Genomic DNA, 1,562 nt, shown 5'->3' with positions numbered 1-1,562 from the left:
GATCGGGCCGGACGATTCCAGGGCGGTTGATACCGCTTCGCGGATTTTTTCCCAGTCAACGCGCCATCTTCGAAGCCGCGCAAAATCAACCTCGACCCGGCCGATGTCCGGATCTTCGCGGCAGTGGATAACCGCCAGCGAGGGCTTGCCTTTTCTTTGCTTGACCTCGACCCGCTCGAAGCACTCCCGCTCGCAACCATCGCAACGGACGGCCGTGGCGGGCTCGGCCGGTTTAAGCAACCCCGCCTTCACAAACCGGTCGATGGCTCCCGCCGGCCATCGGTCCGCGTCCTGCCAGTCGAACAGAGCGTCGTTGCGGCCGGCGGATCGATTCAGTATCTCCAAGAGAAAGCTACGCACGGTCGATGCTCCAATCCTTGAGATACTGCTTGATCCTCATGTGGGATTCCTCATCGCGCAAGGAACAGGAATCGGGCCAGGTGATGCCGAAGGTGACGCTGCCGCGATGTCCCTTTCCGGGGAATTTCACCTGCATCGTCGCGTGAGTGACGCGATACCGGTCCAACGGCATTTTTTCCTGGTCCAGGGACTCCTGGAGAAATGCGTGGAGATTTTGCGCGGGCAGGCTGGAGTTGCCGTTGTGGTTCCCGCTCGCCTCGATCGTGATGCGTTTGCCCGGCTCGCCGGGGATGGAAAGGCGTAACGACTTCAGCAGCACGTACTCAACCCCGTCTTCCGGCGGCGTCGGGAAGGCCATGGACGGGTTTTTCAAGCCGTCGAGTTCAAAAACCCGATCGCCGCGCAGGTCGAACGGAATCTCCATATCCAGCACCTGGTCGATGAAAATCCTTTGAAGCGCCAGCGCCCTTTTCTTGTCGCCCTTGGCGTAGAGGCTCAAGCGGCCCTCGTCGTGGAAATACTGAAAGATGATTTCGAAGGCCGTGCGCCGGGTGCGACGCTTGCGCTTGCCATGTTCGTCGTACCCGATGTCGGTCGTGGCGTAATCCTCCGGGTAGGCGCAGTACAAAGTGCGGCCGCCCTTGATCTCCCCGGTGACGGGATCGGCCGAGCCGTCGCGGACGAAGATGTCGACTTCGCAATATCGTCCACGGGCCTCTTTGGCGAAAAAGGCCACCAGCGCTTTGCTGAGCTTTTCCTTGACATGGTCGTCGCACGGCGGGGCGGCCTTGGGCAGGTCTTTCCGGTGACGACGAAAATTGAGCGTCTCGACCGTGCGCCAGGTGCGGGCCGCTTCAAAGGCGTCCGGGGAGTGGATCAGCGTCCAGAGGGCTTTGTCCTCATGGCCGTCGATCCGCGAGAGATGATCAGTCAAGTCGTTGCCGAGATCGTCCGCTTCGGCGAGGATGGATTTCAAGCCGCCCTCATCGCCGAGGGAGAAGGCGTCCTGAAAATCCCTTTCCACCTCCGCGCGGGCATCGGGGGGAAGCGCGCCGATGGCGTCGATGATGGGCTTCGTGTCCTCCTCGGCGACATGGCGCAGATCGATTCCGATTGGAATTTTTCGCGCTTCGAAGTATTCTTGCATCCGCACGTTGGAGAAGGCCGTGACACATTTCTTGAGGGTAAACTGCCGAGCCATG

Annotated in this window: 2 protein-coding genes; both read right to left on the bottom strand. The window is 60.6% G+C overall.

Annotation, left to right across the window (positions count from 1 at the left end; genetic code table 11):
- A partial coding sequence (locus GX444_14020; protein ID NLH49698.1) for a hypothetical protein occupies positions 1 to 360 on the bottom strand: 360 nt, incomplete at its 3' end.
- Positions 353 to 1,562: hypothetical protein (locus GX444_14015; GenBank protein NLH49697.1), on the bottom strand; the 1,210-nt coding region annotated here is incomplete at its 5' end. The genes GX444_14015 and GX444_14020, both read right to left, overlap by 8 nt.

The organism is Myxococcales bacterium, assembly GCA_012517325.1.
Classification (GTDB): domain Bacteria; phylum Lernaellota; class Lernaellaia; order Lernaellales; family Lernaellaceae; genus JAAYVF01.
Note: the sequence above shows the minus strand (reverse complement) of the source record. Positions and strands in the feature narration are given on the sequence as shown.